Here is a 16,289-nt window from a genome sequence, read left to right as displayed (position 1 = left end):
TAGTTTGACAACAAGGAGGAATTTAGTATGAATGCAATTGATCTCAGTATATTGAATTTACAAGAGACCCGTCGGCGCTCCATTAATTTATGGAAGTATCTTCCCGATAGCTGGATGGACTGGCGACCCGATAAAGAGGCGATGTCCTTTGGAGAAATGATTCGTCATGTATGGAGTGCAAGTTTCTATTATCATATGGTTTTAAAAAATAGCGGGTCAGTTAAAGATGAAACACCTCCTCCATTCGAGCAAGAACCTATCGTATCTGTTGAAAAGGAGATTGAACTATCGAAACCGTATTTTGATGATTTTATTGCATATGTTGAATCCCTTACAGCTGAGGAGTTAGAGTCTAGACTTATTGATCGCAGTGACGTTGGCTATCAGCGATATTTAGGAGACATGCTTTTACGGATTGCCTACCACGATGCGGTTCATACGGGTCAATTTTTACAGTACTTACGAATGATTGGTTTGGAGAGACCCTTGATATGGGACTAAAAATGCCGTTCCGCTAACAAGTTTATTCCTTAAGATGGAGATAAATGCAACTTTAGCTGATCAACGAACACTAAAAAATGGCTTGGAACATATTCCATGCCATCTTTTGTTATTTGATGTTTGATATTGCGTTTTACATTTTTTGAAGACTCTTCCTCATAAGGGATGCTATGTGTTTATTATCTTGATTAGATGTGTTTTCTAGTTGTTTAATAACTAACTCTTGTCGTTCTAAGGGATGATTTTGACTTAATTTAGCTTTTGCTTCAATTTTTGTGATGTTTATTTTGAACGCTACAATTCCTTTACTCATTCCCTCGATAAAACTGGGTTCTATATCATGTAAATTGTACGGACTATCGGGGCTTTCATATTTATTTACCATGTCATTTAACGAATCGAATAGTACTTTTTCATCTTCGACAATCTCCATCTTTCCATATACATGGATCGAAACATAATTCCAAGTTGGTACTGCCTTCGTGGTTTCATACCAAGATGGTGAAATATAACAGTGAGGACCTTGGAAAACCACAAGAACTTGTTGGTTTGCTACATCCTTCCACTGCTCGTTGGCACGTGCAAAATGACCATATAAAGCACTTTCATCTTTATTTAAGGTCAGTGGAAGATGCGTTGCGTACGGTTCTCCATTATGCTGTGAAAATAAAGTGGCAAAGCTGTATTTTTCGATAAGCTCATAAATCATTTCTTCATCTTCGATTTTAAAATGTTTTGGTATATACATTGGATTCGCCCTCGTTTCTAATAGTTTAACAACAACTTCCAATTAAACCTGACAATCTGGTATTGTTAATTATATAATAACTGACCCTTTTGGGCATATCAGTTATTTTCTATAATCATAGATAATAAAGCCGGAAGGGATGTTGTTTACGATGAATTTTTCAGATGGTAAAGGAATTGACTTTAAAGTTGGTGCCGCTGTTACAGCAGAGCAATTATCAGATGTATTCAAAAAGTCAGGGATAACACGGCCTGTTGATGATCTGCCACGTCTGGAGCGAATGATTGAACACGCTGACTTGCTCATTACCGCATGGGATGAACAAGCATTAGTAGGAGTAGCAAGAGCGGTTACAGATTTCAGCTATTGCTGTTATTTATCAGACTTGGCGGTAAACCGAAACTATCAAAAACGGGGAATCGGTAAAGAATTAGTCAAACTTGTTCAAGAACAGATTGGCGACGAGGTCATGTTATTGCTATTGTCCGCCCCTGCTGCGATGGAATATTATCCTCGGATCGGCTTTGATAAGGTTGAAAATGGGTTTATCATTTCGAGAAAGAGGTGAATTTGAGTAAACCAATTCGTATGAAGAGGATTGTAGAATTGGTAAATAAAGAAAATTCGCCGATTGGCGCGCCTGTTAGGGCGGTTCATAAAGCGTAGTTGCACTGATGGGAAAGTTATACTTTCCTATCGGCCATCAAAAAAAAAGCTCGGTGAATGCCTCCGAGCTTTTCCTACATGTATAAAGTAATCAAAGTCTTTATACGTCCTAATTTGATCCCAATGCTATTTTATGTTCCTTATTTTTGAAAAAGGAAATAAGACGAATTCACTTTTTCCGATAATGTTTTCCCCTTTAATAAATCCCAACCCATTCCGGCTGTCCTTACTTTTTAATCGATTGTCGCCCATTACATAATATTGGTTTTTTGGAAGGACAATCGGGCCAAAGTCTTCAGTTAATCTGCTTCCTTGCAGTTTCGCAAATTTAAGATTTTCAGCTAAATAGGTTTCCTTATATGGCACCCGATTGATTAATAATTGGTCACCTTTCATTTCAATCTCATCACCCGGCATACCAATGATTCTTTTCACATAGTTTTCATCAGAACCTTTAATAATGATGATGTCACCTCTATTAAAATGGTCGGAATAATAAACTTTATTAACAAAGATTTTTTCATGATTATGTAATGTTGGCTCCATTGAAGCACCATCTACAACGTAAGGAGAGAAGAGAAATGTCCGTATAACCAGTGTTAATCCAATTGCTATAAATATTGTTTTAACCCATCTTTTCAATTCATTATTTGCTTTCAAATTTAACATTTCCAACCACTCCCTATCTTTTTCAAAGGTTCCTTTATAAATGGTATATTCAACAAGTTGGAAATGAAATCCTGCTTAAAACGCTGTTTCAAATAAATTACTGAATTAACTTAAATACTTAAGGCCGAAGCTGCTGCGGCCTTTTTTTCTAGCTCAAGTAACGTATCAGGTATGTTTTATTAGCAGGAGATATAAAAACATTTATAGAAGTAGTAAAATCAACAAAACTTAAGGAGTAGACAAAAATGAAAGTAAGCTTAAATGAAGATTGGAAAAAAGACAGAATTGCATCTGCACATTTAGGAGAAAATCCAATGGTTATCGCAAAAATGAGAAGTGGTTTTGCTGTTATTGGCGATACTCAATTTCTTCCAGGATATTGCGTTCTTTTACCTTTTGTTAATGTTAATACATTAAATGACCTCGATGTTAAGCAAAGAACTGAATACCTTCTTGATATGAGTATAATTGGAGATGCAATCCAAGAAGTATGTGAACCCAGAAGAATTAATTATTCAATTTATGGAAACACGGATGTTTTTTTACACGCTCATATATTTCCTCGATATGAATGGGAACCAGAAGAAAGAATACCAAAGCCTGTTTGGCAATATTCTGAAGATAAATGGCGTGATAGTAAATACCATTTTTCTGCCGAAGAACACGGAGAGTTAAAAGAAAAGTTAACTATAAAAATTAATGATTTAATAAATCGCATCTACTAATAATGTATGGGCAAATTTGAATGGGAGTAAATTAATTTACTCCCCAAATGAAATAGCAATATTGAACAGGTGAAAGAGTATTGTATAGGAACTCGAACTAGAAGTGACTACGACTTTTTTATTTTCTGATATCGCTGCTCCGCTTTGTAACTAAAGATTAGACATAAAGCAATCATTATTGGAAAAGCCGTCCAGGCAAATCCTCTGAAGAAGGCAAATGGTGTTTCAAAAAGGAATGCCCCCCAAAAGTCAGCTCCTGCTTTATCCCATAATCCAGGAGTAAAGTACAATTGTTTCGGGTTAAAGAAAGCCTCAACGTGTATGGCCTTTGTCGTCACTAATGCTACGAGAATAGGGAGATAGGATATGGCTAATGATAAATACATCTGCGAAAGTCTTTTGTACCTGCCGGCTTTGGAATCGATATCTGAAAAAATATCTTCGTCAGCATCTTTACTGACTTTTTTAAAATATTGAGCCCCAGAACTTTTTGTCCCTGCCAGATGCTCCCAGCCGCTATCTTCAAATAGAGTATAGTAATCTACAAAGTCCGCCTGTTTTTTAAATAAACGGTAATCAATTTTTATATTAGCATTATCGGGCTTAGATTTGCGAAATCGATATCCAAATGACTTTCCAACTAGGTCATACCCCTCTGAAGCCATTTCATTCAGCCATCTTGCTTCCTTTTCGAAATCTAAAAACAATTTAAACCTTCTCATGAGATCCCACCTCTTTTAAAAGATTCTTCAGTAATTCCAATCATATGCTGCATTCTTTCTAAATCCAAACGCAAAATTTCTTTCCCCATCTCAGTAATTTTATAGACCTTCCGGCGACTATCCCCGCTTTCGACAGGTTGAATAAATTTAAGTTTTAGTAGATTTTCAATTGCCCCATACAATGTGCCGGCAGCCATTCTTACCTGTCCGTAACTAAGTTCCTCCACTTTTTGCAGAATAAGATATCCATGTGCCGGCTCTAATAAGGACAAGAGAATGTAATAAACGGTTTCTGTGAGTGGAATATGTTTATCCCTTTTCATTATTTCCTCCTGATTGTGTAACTTCTTAATATACAGTTGAACTATATAGTTTTAGTTTATACAGTTGTACTGTATATGTCAATAAATAATTGGGGATTATTGTCCTATAATTTGTATAGTCACGAATAAGTACTACAAAATCACCACTCAGATGCCTAACTCACAAAAAAGGGGAATCCCCCATAAAAACTAAATGAGAGATTCCCTTTTTATGCCACTTTAATTGCTTTGCCAAATGGTACTCGTGGTAGAAACGTGCCTGGCACCAGCCAAAATAATTCAAAATCAACTTTCTCCATTTCTTCCGAAAAAAAGCCTGTAACGTCAGTTATATAAAATAGTGTATCCACTTGTTCTTCTGCTGCCCATTCCAGCGCTAATGTATAGGAGGATTTCCCGTGTGTATAGTATTTAATCGTATCACTTTTAACTTGGGAAATACTTCGGATTTTGAAATCTGCTTGAACCAAAATTGTATCCGGCTTCAATTGTTCAAACAATTTTACTATGTTATTGATGAGTATGGTTGGTGCTTCATTTGTGGAAGTATCCACGACTAAGGCGACCTTCTTATCTTGACGCTGCTGGATCATCGAAAGTATCGTTTTATGCCATTTCAACACCATTTCCCCCTTTGACTAAAAACCAAGCCTTTTTATTTTGGGTTATTAGGAAATGGATTATGATTGGATAATTGCGGTAACAAAATTCCTTTGTTCCTGCAGGAATTTGCTAAATAAAATATCAACAATTTGAAAAAACTAGTTCTGTAATTCAATTTTCACAGGCTCTATTTCGAGTGGCATATTCGCACTCATTGAGCCTAATCTTACTCTTACCACATAGTCTTCAGGATTAAAATTGTTTAATTCACTCAGGTCAAATGTGCTTCTGAAGCGTAATTTGGCTTTATCTAAGGTTTTTATTGTATGGTTAATTGGTGCTTCATATATATCTTTCCGGGATTCTTCCACTAATGTTACATCATTTTTGGCGAAATCTTGAAAGAAATTGAATGGCTCATTTCTATTTTCCCCGTTATTAATTTGGAAATCGATTGTAAAACGCTTGCCATTTAAGCTGACTTTTTCCACATTTACTGTTAGATCTTGTCTATTGGACTTTATTTGTACAGGAGTAAGCTCGTTGATTGAAACAAATTGATCTGGCTCCTCTAGAGCTACTGCAGGACGAATCTCCAAATAGCTTGTTTTTCCTTTTAAGGCCTGGGGAATAATCGTTCTTCCTTTGACAATGAATTGATTCCCGGTCTTTTTCGTCTCCAAATCAATTCCATCTGCTATGAGATGGATTGGATTTTCTTTGTCGTCAAAAACCGCTAATCTGACTTGATCATATTTGCCTTCACTTGGAAATGATGCCGTATAATTAATTGCCGTCGAGGCCTTCCCAGCGATAATCGAATCAAAGTGAACCTTTATATCTCCCTTTTCACTTTCTTTATCCGTCATGATTGTTTCGTAGGCTAATTGCTTAATGGGCACATTAAATCTCCAGGACCCCTCTTCTTCGCCAATACTTTTGAATTCAAGCGGGAAGGTTGTATCTGCTGGCAATTCTAGTTTTGGGTAAATTAATTGAATCTGCCCGGTATACCCGTTATCTGAGTGTTCCAGATAGACAAGCTCTTTGCTGTCATCAATCCGTTTATCACCATCAAATATCTCGTAAATCCCTCTAAGATTACCTTCTTGATCCGTTTTCACCTTTCCCCTAACATCAAAAGTTACCCCGATAACGGCCCCATCATAATAAGCACTTGTGATGGATACATCAATCCCGTTGTGACTGCTTGTTTCATTTAATTGGGTGATTAACTTTTGTGAGGCTAAATTTTCGCCGACTTTGTCTTTAAAAAACTGCCCTATCAAAGGCATATCCGCCATTACTTTCGATACGGACGGGACCATAAAACTCGTAGAAATCAGGATCACAGCTGCAGCGGCTGCCGTTAAAACAATAGCCTTGTTTTTTCTAGGTTTTTCACCAGGATTAGCCCTGCCTACTCCTGCCTTAATCGCTTGTAAAACGGCCTCTTTCGGTACTTCAATCTTCTCATATTCCTCTTGAAAAAATTTCTTCTTCATAATAGCCCTCTCCTCCCAACAGCTTTTTCAACTGGCTTTTCCCTCGAGACAAATAGGTTTTCACCGTATTTTCCGGTACATCCATTAACTTTGCCACTTCACTAATCGGCAAGTCCTGATAGTAAAAGAGAATAACTGCATTTCGATAATGTTCATTTAATTGGTCTATCGCATCTGCTAAATCTAGGGCTTCAACCCGTTTTTCACTTTTCGAAGGTGAAAGCTCAATAATTTTATCAATTGGGATTTCCTTCTGCTTCTTTTTCAACAAATCATAGGCAGAGTGGATAAGGATCCTTGTTAACCAGGTTAAGAAAAATTTTTCATCCCGTAATTGACCCACAGCTAAAAGGGCTTTATAGGCTGTTTCTTGAATAACATCCAAAGCATCCTCGCGATTGCCGACATATAGATAGGCCGTCCGGTACAATTGGTCACTATGTAGGACTAAAAGCTTTTCGAAAGCCTTTTTGTTTCCGTTTATCGCTTTTTTTATCAATTTTATTTCAGTCATTTCCTAACCTCCTTCCGCTCATTAGAGAAGAATCCCTTACAAAAAGTTTCAGCTATTTTAATAAGTTTATAAATCTCTTTATACTTTTAAAATTCTATATAATAGGATTATCTAACATTATTGAGGTGAGTGTAATGGAAATTGAAATCATATATGGTAATTTTCCTGTCATAGAGATAGAACCGATTGTTCTCGTAAAGGAATGGCTGTCAATGAAAAACACCAAGATAAACGAAGCTCTAATGAGGGAACACATTATGAATTTGGAAAATAGAAGATACAGGAAAAGGAGGATTTCCAATTAATTAGAAATCCCCTTTTTTTATGAAGATGATACCTGTTTAATGTAAAGTCAATTAATATCGGCGCCGCCCGCCGCACGTGAACGTTGCTTTCACTTTCATAAAATCATGCATCAATGCTGCTTTTCTTCCCTTATCTGTATGACTGTTCATTTTATTGCGAAGGCAATTTATGAATTGATAGTCACATTGGCAGGGTGAAATCCCTCTGCTTAGACAGAGGTCGTGGCCCATGCAGCAGGCATCTACATCATTAATCGGAGCACCGGGTCCACTGCAGCCAGGACCACACCATCTATATCCTGGGAAAATACAGAACCCACGCCTTCTTCTTCGCAAAACCAACACCTCCCAAAAGCTTACTTTACTAATAAAATATGAATGTCCGTTAATTTTGGAATGGCTATATCCCAATGGTGAATTCATTTTGCAAAAAATAATTCATCATTGGGGTTTAGGGGTTGTTTTATGGCTCTTGATTCCGCCAAACCACATTTATAGAACCTAAAGCCAGATCTATTCCGCCAAACCAAAAATTAACCTAATCTAATCAATCATTTACCCAAACAGAAAGTTATTTTCGAAATAACTAAATCATAGTAGAATAGAAATAATATATATTTGGAGGGGTAGATTCCTTTTGGTTTTCATTCGCCTTGTTATTTCATTCATGAAGAAGAAATGGTTTATCTATCTATTTCTCACTTTGATCCCTGCTGTGGTCATTAGTTTTATATTAGCACAGCATAAGGTTAGCTCTGTAGAAACCGAATATAAAAGTGAAGCACAAGAGTTTGCCGATTTTCATGCGATGAATATTGGGAATTTCCTGGGTGAAACAGTGGGCAGATTAGAGATGCTCTCTACCTCTATTAAAGTTCAAAATAATAACAAAGATGAATTGCAGAAAATACTTCAGGAAACGGAAGAAAAGGATTCCCGTTTTTCTGGTTTCTATTGGTCTAACTCAAATGGTGACTTGTTAATCGGCTCAAATCCAATCAAAAATCCAATCAATGTGAGTGATCGCGCTTATTTTCAGCAGGCGCTAAAAACGAAGAAGACCAGTTTATCCGAGGCCCATATCGGAAGGGTCACGGGAAGATATATCATTTCCGTTGCCACACCATTCATGGATGATGAACAAGTAACAGGTGTTCTTATCGCAAGCTTGCGGATAGACGAAGTGGGAGCAGCTATTAATTCTTTAATTAAAGAGGAAATGATTGTCGTTATCGATGAAACAGGGAAAACTTTAATAAGGGCCGGTTCCATTCCCGAAAAAAACTCGGTAAAATCCAGCATGAAAGTGGCCCAGATTCCTTGGACGATTTCTGCATATGTCACTTCTGAAAACGATTTGGTTTTTCGGAAAGCTTTGTTGCAATACTTCATCATTTTTCTTACGATTACGAACATTTTGTATTTATCCGCCCAAAATTTACTGTTAAGAAAAAAAGTAAACAAAGAAAAAGAACAAATGGAAATTCATAAACTTGAATTAATTGGTAATCTAGCTGCCAGCACAGCCCATGAAATCAGGAATCCTTTAACCGGAATTAAAGGTTTAGTGAAACTCTTAAGCGAAGAATATCGGGAAGAAAAGGCACAAGCTTATTTCGAAGTGATTCAATTGGAAATCGACCGCATTAATGCGATTGTTGGTGAACTCCTTGTTCTCGGAAAACCAACCGCCTATACGCTTAAAACTTATAATGCCAACGAAATTGTTGCTGAAATTGAACCGATTATTCATTCAGAAGCCAATTTTACGAATGTTGAATTTTCGATCCATTATCATTCGGAAGATCTTCCTGTTTCTTGTATCAAAGACCAATTAAAGCAAGTCATTCTTAATTTATCGAAGAACTCCCTGCAGGCCATGCCAAATGGTGGGAGATTGTCAATTAACATAGAAAGACAAGACGAATCATGTTTGATTACCGTTGCAGATAATGGAATCGGTATGCAAAAGGAACAAATAGCCCAGGCCTTTAAACCATTCTTTACCTTAAAAAAGGATGGTTCAGGATTGGGTTTAACCGTTTGTAAACGAATTATCGATTCGTATGGCGGGAAAGTTTTTATAAAAAGTGTTCCTAACGAGGGGACTCAGGTAGAGATTATTCTTCCTTTAGCAATTGAACCGGTTAATGGCAAGCAAAAATTGCAGTGAGCAACACTGCGATTTTTCTATTAGTCATTAGGGAAATTTGAAACTTGAGGACTAATTGTGACGAAAAAAAGGAATTTGAATAATACAAAAAAGTGAGCCGGAGTAGTTCCCTGGCTCATTTCTTTATTGAAATATCAGTTGAAGCATCTCATCCTCATCCAAAAATCTTAGTGCTTTCTGGCGATAAACCTCATCATGCAAATAGGTATACCGACTGGGTTTCACCGTTGGAGCGATTTCGATTGCTTGTCTGTATTCTTCTTTATTCAAGCCAAGCCCTTTCACATAATCGAAAAAGCCGGTTCTTGTGAAAACTTTCATCATTCGCTCAGCGCGATGATCTTGGACATTGGCCATAATGTAGGTTGCGATTCCCACTTGGATCCCGTGCATTTGCGGCTGCCTTGCGATTTTATCAAGTGCATGGGAAATCAAATGCTCAGAGCCGCTGATTGGTGAACTGTTTCCGCTAATAACCGTCGAGATACCGCCAAGTGTAAGTGAACTGATGAGTTCCTTTAGCAGAATCGGATTGCGAATGTCGGCCATGGGTGTTCGAATAAAACTATTAACCGCTTTTTTACTTAGCATGTAGGCGAAATGGTTCATCCGTGCAGTCCCATGCCGCTCCTCGAACTCCCAATCATAAAGGGCGGTTATGTTGGATAGCAAATCGCCAATCCCCGCTAGGATAAAACGATTCGGGACATGCTTAATAATCTCTAGGTCGGCGATAATTCCATAAGGGACTCTCGCAGGAACTGTCGTTTTCTTTTGGTTGACGATCAGCGAGCAATTACTGCTGGCAAAGCCATCATTGGAAGCAGACGTTGGAATGCTAAGAAATGGACTTCTTCGTGAAAAGGCAATGTATTTTCCGTAATCAATCACCGTCCCGCCGCCCATGGCAATCACCACATCAAAGCGCTCCATTTCGAATGCTTTTTTGATGAGGTCCTGGATGTCCAAACCCGACTCCATGAGTAAGGCAGAAATTTCCACAGTGGAAATAGAGCTCAGAATATCCTGTTTGTACGTTTGATAGGTAAAATCATCGAACAAGAACACGGCATTAGCAAACCCGTGTTGTTTCAAAATCCGATCAAGGTTGAAAACAGTTCCTTTCCCTATTTCTAAAATTGCGGGAATCGGAACACTGGTAACAGGTGTCAACACTTAAGACAGCACCCCTTTTTCAAGCAAATAATTCTCCACTTCTTTAAACGTTTCAACCGGAATAAATGGCACCTTCTTATCACGAAGCAGGGTCTGCAAGCCATTTTTTGCAAATGTAACATCGGCATACTTGGCAGGATGGGAATCCGGCTCACTATCGCCGATAAAATAAATCGTTTCATACTCTTCCTTCAGTTTCTGAATTACTTTGGATTTATCGATTCCGTAACGTTCGGAATAATGCCATTGGTTTTTGTCAATGTTCATATGGACGTTCTTTTCACGGTAGTGCCCTTCATTGGAAAAAACCTTTACATTCTCAACACCATATTTTTTTAAAAGATGATAAATATAATAGTCAGTACCGGCGCTCAAAATATAAAAATCGGCACCGCTCGCTTGTACCTTTTTAATAAAATCAGGTACATATTCATCAATTGGGATGGCAAGTGTATCCTCGATAATTTTTTCTTCCTCCTGATTGATGGACTTGAATATCGTCCCCAGGAAATCTATATCCTTGATTTCGCCGGCTTTCCAGTTCTTATAAAGCTCCCGGCCTTCTGGGAAGTATTTGTCCATCATCACAATATAGAAGTCCTGTTTAGAAATCGTCCCATCAAAATCCGAAACAAACGCCCATTTTTTCACAAAGCAGCCCTCCATGGTCAATATTATTCCTTTGTATATTACCCAAAATATCACAAAAGGCGGATTTTATAAAGAAAACTCGCCGATTGGCGAGCCCGTTAGGGCGGTTCATGAGGCGTAGTTGCACTTATGCCTGATAGGAAAGTTATACTTTCCTATCGGCCAAAGGAAAGGTGCCCTGAAGTCTATTAAAACTTAAAAACCTTCGCCAATGCTTTCATTGACTCCGGATCGCAGATTTTTGCAAAATGGTTCTTGAGTTCTGCTTTTGCCGTTTCAACATTAATAGGACGCTCATCCACATGGTGATTTTCGGCCCAATAACTCATCGTTTCAAAAGATGTACTGCTCCAGCCATTCTTCTCTCCCAAATCATTCGTCTTTGCCTTTGTACCGGAGACAACAATATCCATGGATCCCTGCAGTTCTAGCAAAGCATGATCAAATAACTTTTTCTTTTCTTTATCTTTCATTCCTGCTTTGACTCTGAGCAATCTTGAATCGATGCCTTCTTCCCCGTAAATCAATGTATACAATTCCAGCGCCTCTCTTGAAACGAGACCATCCTCATAGCGTTTTTTCACCGAGTGCTGGGATCCCAATAGGGCCTTTACGAATGGAAGCAGTTCCCTTGAGATTAAAATAGATTTTTTCTTTATGAATTTTCCGTAGGCAGCCACACCATCGACCGGAAATTTAGCCCGCCACATCCATGGATCTAATTCCGAACCCGAATGCCAATTTTCTTTCAAGGTAATGCTATCTAGCGACGGGTAACCAGGGATTAACTGTGCCAATGGGAGCAAACCAACTTCCTTAATAACTTCAATGGCCTCTTTATATGTACTTATCTGATAATCTTTCAAATTTACCACTCTACTTTCTCCGTTAATAAGTTATCTTACTTGTTATTCTCATCAACATTTTGGACTCCATATACAAATTTAAAACTACCTTTTTCCATGATAATCCAAACATATTATACAGCTCCTTGGAAATTTTCGGTATAATAATTTTGAAATGTGAGTGAAAATTGTGATAAATTAATAGGAAGTGAAGTATTCTTTATTTTAAAATACGTTATCTTTCTACATAATACCGATAGGAGATGTTGGAAAAGTGTCGTTGGAAAGTGTAAAAGCTCATTTTAAACAGTGGCATCGTGATGTAGATGTGATGGAATTTGACACCTCGAGTGCTACCGTTGAACTTGCAGCCGAAGCAATTGGTGTCATCCCTGCCCGGATTGCGAAAACATTATCGTTCAGGGGTGACGGAGAACAAGCCATGTTAATCGTCGCCGCAGGAGATGCCAAAATCGATAACAAGAAATTTCGTAATACCTTTGGTTTCAAAGCCCGAATGCTTAATCCTGATGAAGTGCTCGAACAAACTGGACATGCAATTGGCGGAGTTTGCCCATTTGGTTTGGAAAATAACCTGGATGTTTACCTTGATGTCTCAATGAAACGATTTGAGACCCTGTTCCCGGCTTGCGGCAGTTCCAATTCTGCCATCGAATTGACAACGGAGGAAATTTTCTACTATTCATTTGCTAAGGAATGGGTGGATGTTTGCAAAGGCTGGGAGGAGGCTGAGCCCGAAGAGAATATTACTCTTATTAATCAGCACACAAAAAATGCCTAGGGGCTGTTCAGAACCCCTAAGCGTTTTTATTTATCGTGAATTTCTTGTTGAATCAAGCCCCAAAAGTATGAAAGGAGTAACCTACTCCTTTTCAGATGGCATTTGTCAGCCGCCTTCTATGCAAGTTGCGTTGGAGCTTCCTACTAGTTTATTTAATTCAGTTAATAATTCTTGAAAAATGTTGTCGTTTACTAATACTTGTAAGGTCTTTTCTGCAATTGGAACATTGTATTTTTGAAAAACTTCTATTGTTTCTTCCCATACTTCGCTTATTGCCTTTGAAGTCATATTTGATTGGATTACCAAAAAAACAACCACCTTTAATCCTTATATTAGCACTTTTGGCCTCACCTATATTCTACTATTTTGTGCTGCTCCATTCATTAACCGTCTCTTTCACTAATTGCACAAAGGCATCCTTTTCTTCTAAAATCAATGTATGTGCAGACTGCTCAAACCACACCCATTTTTTATAAGGAGCCTGAAGTTGGTTAAAAAAAGCTTCTGCTAATTCACTTGGAGCCGTGAAATCATGACGTCCTCCACATATAACAATCGGAACCTGAATGCTTTTACTAGATTGAAAGAAGTCAAGATTCTCCAACTCCTCTTTAAAAATGTTCATCGAATATATTTGTCCCCTAATCCATTTAATTAAATCAATCATGCGATATTCAGGACTTTTCATGACAGACTTAATAATGGTACCAGCAAAATTCCCCGTGTGGACAAGTCCTGCGCCAAATTTTTGTAACCACTTATTGTGGATACGATCGGAGTTCAAGGTTTTCCATGGAGGAGATCCTAATTTTTCAAGCTGTGCATAGGCTTTTTCATTTCCGATTTCCTTCGCCTTTCTAAGCGTGTATTCATAAGAGATTCTTTCGTTTTCACTCATATTCACGACCTGGGAAACGGCAAAATATCCATGGAATAGTTCCGGCCGGCGCTCAATTGCCAAATACGAGAGAATCGTTCCCCACGAGTGACCGAGTAAATAGACTTTATCTTTATGAAAACGAGCACACAATTTTCCTGTTATTTCAATTAGATCATCGACCATTTGATCAATGGTCATCGATTCTTTCGGTGTTTTTTTTGAAAAAGAAAGACCAGATCCCCGTTGATCATAGTTCACTACCAGGAAATCCTTTTCAAGCTCTGTGATGTAGCGGCTTATAAAACCGATTTGCGCACCGCCTGGTCCACCATGTACCCATAGAATGATAGGCTTGCTCTGATCGTGGCCCCGGAGAAGCAGCCATTGTTCTACACCTCCAATACTTATTTTTTCAAGTGAAGCAATGCTGTTTGGTGCATTAGGAATAGTCGGCGTTTTATTGGTAAACATCTGATCATCTCCATAAACAAGTTTGAATCTTAGAGACTCTTTCTTGACCTCTAATCAAGTTACCTACGTCCCACAAGAGAAATAAATAATCACTATCATTAAATATTCCCTTCTTGGTAAATAATTCCCTTTATTTTGAGAATGCGTTTTCACATTTATCGAAAAAAGGAAAAGGGTGTCAGGCACCTTGTGAAAAATTCACATGGTGCCTGACACCCTTCTTACTATTAGAATGGTTTTAATATCATTAAGGCGATAATAATTAGAAAGATCACATTTTCAATGTTCTCATAGCGAAATAGCACCTTTGATAGGCGCCAATATTCTTCTGGAATTGCTTCTCCTTTATGGGATTCTAATAAGTCTTTAATCGGTTTCGACCTTGGTGATAATACGAGCGGACCCATCGCAAGCGCAGTTAAAAAGAGAACGAGACTTGTTATATACCAGCCCATCCGAAACAGACTTGGATTTAAAAAGCCCATCGCTAAACCAGTGAGGAGTAAAAATATGCCCCCAATCATCACAAATATATGTAATTTATGCCTAATCTTATAAGAATGTCTTAACTCGGTCATCGTGTTGCCCGATTTAACAACCGTGGTTAAAACAAAACCGGGGCCCATCCCCAAAATCGCTGAAAAAATATGTATGAAAACAATGATGGTATAAATAGTACTCACAGATGTGCAACCCCCATTCTCTGCATTCTCCTATTTTATCATAAAATATCATCATAAAAGTGATGGTGTTGGCAATGTGTACATGATTTTGTCCTTTTTCAGCCATTAATTTTCCAACCACCAAATGCTATAATGGAGGTTACTGAAAACTGAAGGGGGCTGTCATCATAAATAATATTGTTAAGATTCTCTTTATTACCGGTGGATTCATTGCCCTTGGCTTAGGCATTTTAGGCATTATTTTACCGCTGCTGCCGACAACTCCGTTTTTACTTTTAGCATCCTTCTGCTTCGTAAAGGGATCAGACAGATTCGCGCACTGGTTTAAAGCGACAAAAATCTACCAGCGCCATTTGGAGAGCTTTGTCAAAGAACGAGCAATGACACTAAAGCAAAAACTAACCATTCTATTAACCGCAGACGCGATGATTGCCATCCCCTTCATCCTCCTCAACAATTTAATGGTAAGAGTCATCCTTCTGCTGGTCATATGCTATAAATACTATTACTTCTTCACTAAAATAAAAACAAAGGTGTCAGCACCTGTGAAAAAATCACATAGTGCCTGACACCCCTTTTCTTTTCGGAACTAGTACAAAAGTCGAACCAAATTTTCAGTTGAGGTAATATAATATTAGGATGATGAGACAAGCTGGGAGTGATGATATTGGAACCGAAATGGCTGGGTTGGGCAAAGCAGCTTCAATCCATTGCCCAAGCAGGATTAACGTATTCAAAAGATGTGTTTGACTTGGAGCGATTTGAATTAATCCGCAATATTAGCGTGGACATTTTGACGCACCATACAGATATGGACAGGACTGTAATTAAAGATCTATTTGCTAGTGAAACGGGTTATGCGACACCTAAAGTCGATATTCGCGGCGTAGTCTTTAAAGAGGGAAAAATATTAATGGTCCGTGAAAACATGGATGGTCGCTGGTCATTACCTGGAGGATGGGCTGATATTGGGCTCACACCGAGTGAAGTTGCCGTTAAGGAGATTAAGGAAGAATCGGGATTTGATGTGAAAGCTGTTAAATTGTTAGCCGTAATGGATATGAAATGTCATCCCCATCCGCCATCTTCCTATCATGTATATAAAATGTTTATCCAATGTGAAATCATTGGCGGGCAAGCTGCGGAAGGTGTTGAAACAAGCGCAGTTGCATTTTTTGCTGAAAATCAACTGCCTCCGCTGTCTACAGCGCGGAATACAAAATCACAAATTGAAATGGCTTTTAACTATTTAAAAAATCCACAAGAGCCTATCTATTTTGATTAGGTCTATTATAGTAATAGGCGGCCTCGTTTTAATTCCAAAAAT

At 38.1% G+C, this 16,289-nt stretch carries 21 protein-coding genes; 7 read left to right on the top strand and 14 right to left on the bottom strand.

Annotated features, from left to right (window positions below; all coding sequences use genetic code 11):
* Positions 1-27: 27 nt before the first annotated feature.
* Positions 28-501: a DinB family protein gene (locus BANVL01_RS06540; protein WP_066083246.1), complete on the top strand. Its 474-nt coding sequence runs from the start codon at positions 28-30 to the stop codon at positions 499-501.
* Positions 502-634: 133 nt separating this feature from the next.
* Here the strand turns inward: BANVL01_RS06540 and BANVL01_RS06535 are convergent, their stop codons facing one another.
* Positions 635-1,249 (bottom strand): FMN-binding negative transcriptional regulator, encoded by a 615-nt coding sequence (locus BANVL01_RS06535; protein ID WP_066083244.1) that lies wholly within the window; start codon positions 1,247-1,249, stop codon positions 635-637.
* A 151-nt stretch (positions 1,250-1,400) separates the two neighbouring features.
* Between BANVL01_RS06535 and BANVL01_RS06530 the strand changes: the two genes are divergently transcribed.
* A complete protein-coding gene (locus tag BANVL01_RS06530; RefSeq protein ID WP_066083242.1) occupies positions 1,401-1,817 on the top strand; it encodes a GNAT family N-acetyltransferase in 417 nt (138 codons plus the stop codon).
* Between the two features lie 224 nt (positions 1,818-2,041).
* Here the strand turns inward: BANVL01_RS06530 and lepB are convergent, their stop codons facing one another.
* Positions 2,042-2,584, bottom strand: coding sequence for a signal peptidase I (gene lepB / locus BANVL01_RS06525; protein ID WP_066083240.1), 543 nt, complete (start codon positions 2,582-2,584; stop codon positions 2,042-2,044).
* A gap of 245 nt (positions 2,585-2,829) precedes the next feature.
* On the opposite strand from lepB, the gene BANVL01_RS06520 reads away from it, so the two are divergent.
* A complete protein-coding gene (locus tag BANVL01_RS06520) occupies positions 2,830-3,309 on the top strand; it encodes an HIT family protein (protein WP_066083238.1) in 480 nt (159 codons plus the stop codon).
* A gap of 107 nt (positions 3,310-3,416) precedes the next feature.
* On the opposite strand, the gene BANVL01_RS06515 is transcribed toward BANVL01_RS06520, so the two are convergent.
* The 6 genes from BANVL01_RS06515 to BANVL01_RS26610 form a co-directional block, all read right to left on the bottom strand.
* Positions 3,417-4,031 (bottom strand): DUF2812 domain-containing protein, encoded by a 615-nt coding sequence (locus tag BANVL01_RS06515; RefSeq protein WP_066083237.1) that lies wholly within the window; start codon positions 4,029-4,031, stop codon positions 3,417-3,419.
* Positions 4,028-4,354, bottom strand: a complete 327-nt coding sequence (locus BANVL01_RS06510; RefSeq protein WP_066083236.1) for a PadR family transcriptional regulator — start codon at positions 4,352-4,354, stop codon at positions 4,028-4,030. Before BANVL01_RS06510 ends, BANVL01_RS06515 begins: the two co-directional genes overlap by 4 nt.
* A gap of 209 nt (positions 4,355-4,563) precedes the next feature.
* Positions 4,564-4,974 carry a vWA domain-containing protein gene (locus BANVL01_RS06505; RefSeq protein ID WP_066083235.1) on the bottom strand — a complete coding sequence of 137 codons (411 nt, stop codon included), beginning with the start codon at positions 4,972-4,974 and terminating at the stop codon, positions 4,564-4,566.
* A 141-nt stretch (positions 4,975-5,115) separates the two neighbouring features.
* Positions 5,116-6,462, bottom strand: a complete 1,347-nt coding sequence (locus BANVL01_RS06500; RefSeq protein ID WP_066083234.1) for a DUF4179 domain-containing protein — start codon at positions 6,460-6,462, stop codon at positions 5,116-5,118.
* Positions 6,431-6,976, bottom strand: a complete 546-nt coding sequence (locus BANVL01_RS06495) for a sigma-70 family RNA polymerase sigma factor (protein WP_066083233.1) — start codon at positions 6,974-6,976, stop codon at positions 6,431-6,433. Before BANVL01_RS06495 ends, BANVL01_RS06500 begins: the two co-directional genes overlap by 32 nt.
* A gap of 356 nt (positions 6,977-7,332) precedes the next feature.
* Positions 7,333-7,626, bottom strand: a complete 294-nt coding sequence (locus tag BANVL01_RS26610) for a phospholipase A2 family protein (protein ID WP_342342358.1) — start codon at positions 7,624-7,626, stop codon at positions 7,333-7,335.
* A gap of 292 nt (positions 7,627-7,918) precedes the next feature.
* Here BANVL01_RS26610 and BANVL01_RS06485 point away from each other — a divergent pair, with 292 nt between their 5' ends.
* The gene (locus BANVL01_RS06485) at positions 7,919-9,454 is read left to right on the top strand and encodes an ATP-binding protein (protein ID WP_066147754.1); all 1,536 of its coding nucleotides are present in this window, start codon (positions 7,919-7,921) and stop codon (positions 9,452-9,454) included.
* Between the two features lie 123 nt (positions 9,455-9,577).
* Here the strand turns inward: BANVL01_RS06485 and BANVL01_RS06480 are convergent, their stop codons facing one another.
* The 3 genes from BANVL01_RS06480 to BANVL01_RS06470 form a co-directional block, all read right to left on the bottom strand.
* Entirely contained in the window at positions 9,578-10,630 is a 1,053-nt protein-coding gene (locus BANVL01_RS06480) for an iron-containing alcohol dehydrogenase family protein (RefSeq protein ID WP_066083231.1), read from the bottom strand.
* On the bottom strand, positions 10,631-11,281 hold the full coding sequence (locus BANVL01_RS06475; RefSeq protein WP_066083230.1) for an MtnX-like HAD-IB family phosphatase: 651 nt from the start codon (positions 11,279-11,281) through the stop codon (positions 10,631-10,633).
* 188 nt (positions 11,282-11,469) lie between these two features.
* Positions 11,470-12,156 (bottom strand): AlkZ-related protein, encoded by a 687-nt coding sequence (locus BANVL01_RS06470; RefSeq protein WP_235845494.1) that lies wholly within the window; start codon positions 12,154-12,156, stop codon positions 11,470-11,472.
* 244 nt (positions 12,157-12,400) lie between these two features.
* Here BANVL01_RS06470 and BANVL01_RS06465 point away from each other — a divergent pair, with 244 nt between their 5' ends.
* On the top strand, positions 12,401-12,928 hold the full coding sequence (locus BANVL01_RS06465; RefSeq protein ID WP_066083229.1) for a YbaK/EbsC family protein: 528 nt from the start codon (positions 12,401-12,403) through the stop codon (positions 12,926-12,928).
* A gap of 105 nt (positions 12,929-13,033) precedes the next feature.
* Here BANVL01_RS06465 and BANVL01_RS06460 read toward each other — a convergent pair whose 3' ends face one another.
* From BANVL01_RS06460 to BANVL01_RS06450, 3 genes are all read right to left on the bottom strand, one after another.
* Positions 13,034-13,234 (bottom strand): hypothetical protein, encoded by a 201-nt coding sequence (locus BANVL01_RS06460; protein ID WP_066083228.1) that lies wholly within the window; start codon positions 13,232-13,234, stop codon positions 13,034-13,036.
* Between the two features lie 55 nt (positions 13,235-13,289).
* Positions 13,290-14,279, bottom strand: a complete 990-nt coding sequence (locus tag BANVL01_RS06455) for an alpha/beta fold hydrolase (RefSeq protein WP_066083227.1) — start codon at positions 14,277-14,279, stop codon at positions 13,290-13,292.
* Positions 14,280-14,506: 227 nt separating this feature from the next.
* On the bottom strand, positions 14,507-14,962 hold the full coding sequence (locus BANVL01_RS06450; protein ID WP_082804891.1) for a DUF2269 family protein: 456 nt from the start codon (positions 14,960-14,962) through the stop codon (positions 14,507-14,509).
* A 149-nt stretch (positions 14,963-15,111) separates the two neighbouring features.
* Here BANVL01_RS06450 and BANVL01_RS26605 point away from each other — a divergent pair, with 149 nt between their 5' ends.
* A complete protein-coding gene (locus BANVL01_RS26605) occupies positions 15,112-15,531 on the top strand; it encodes a YbaN family protein (RefSeq protein WP_342342357.1) in 420 nt (139 codons plus the stop codon).
* Between the two features lie 98 nt (positions 15,532-15,629).
* Positions 15,630-16,247 carry an NUDIX hydrolase gene (locus BANVL01_RS06445; RefSeq protein ID WP_066083226.1) on the top strand — a complete coding sequence of 206 codons (618 nt, stop codon included), beginning with the start codon at positions 15,630-15,632 and terminating at the stop codon, positions 16,245-16,247.
* Positions 16,248-16,289: the final 42 nt, after the last annotated feature.

It is taken from the genome of Neobacillus novalis NBRC 102450, assembly GCF_001591805.1.
Classification (GTDB): domain Bacteria; phylum Bacillota; class Bacilli; order Bacillales; family Cytobacillaceae; genus Neobacillus; species Neobacillus novalis.
This window is presented reverse-complemented; position numbering and strand designations above follow the sequence as displayed.